The sequence below is a fragment of the Desertibacillus haloalkaliphilus genome, assembly GCF_019039105.1.
Classification (GTDB): domain Bacteria; phylum Bacillota; class Bacilli; order Bacillales; family KJ1-10-99; genus Desertibacillus; species Desertibacillus haloalkaliphilus.
In genome coordinates, this window is the sequence record NZ_JAHPIV010000539.1 from 1 (window position 1) to 340 (window position 340).

The following is a 340-nucleotide window of genomic DNA, read 5'->3' on the forward strand; positions in this document are numbered from 1 at the left end:
GTGCTTATGATTGTTTATTCCATTGCCCCGAACGTGAAGTTAACTTTTAAACAAGTAATTATAGGAGCCGTATCTGCAACGGTTTGTTGGCAAGTAATCTCTGCTTTATTTGCCACATACATAAGTAATTTCGGAAATTTCACGGCGACCTATGGTAGTCTTGGTGGAGTTATCATCCTTATGCTTTGGTTCTTTCTCACAGGGGTAAGTCTCGTTATTGGTGGTCAAATTAACGCCACTCTTTACTTACAGAAGAAAAATAGAAATAACAATCTATCATAACCTAAAAAATTATTTCAAAAAAGTGTATATAATTTTCATTTTTGGAGATGATGGTATC

Annotated in this window: 1 protein-coding gene; it reads left to right on the forward strand. The window is 34.7% G+C overall.

Annotated features, from left to right (window positions below; translation table 11 throughout):
- The coding region (locus KH400_RS23190) for a YihY/virulence factor BrkB family protein (RefSeq protein WP_217228656.1) at positions 1-282 on the forward strand (282 nt) is incomplete at its 5' end.
- Positions 283-340 lie beyond the last annotated feature (58 nt).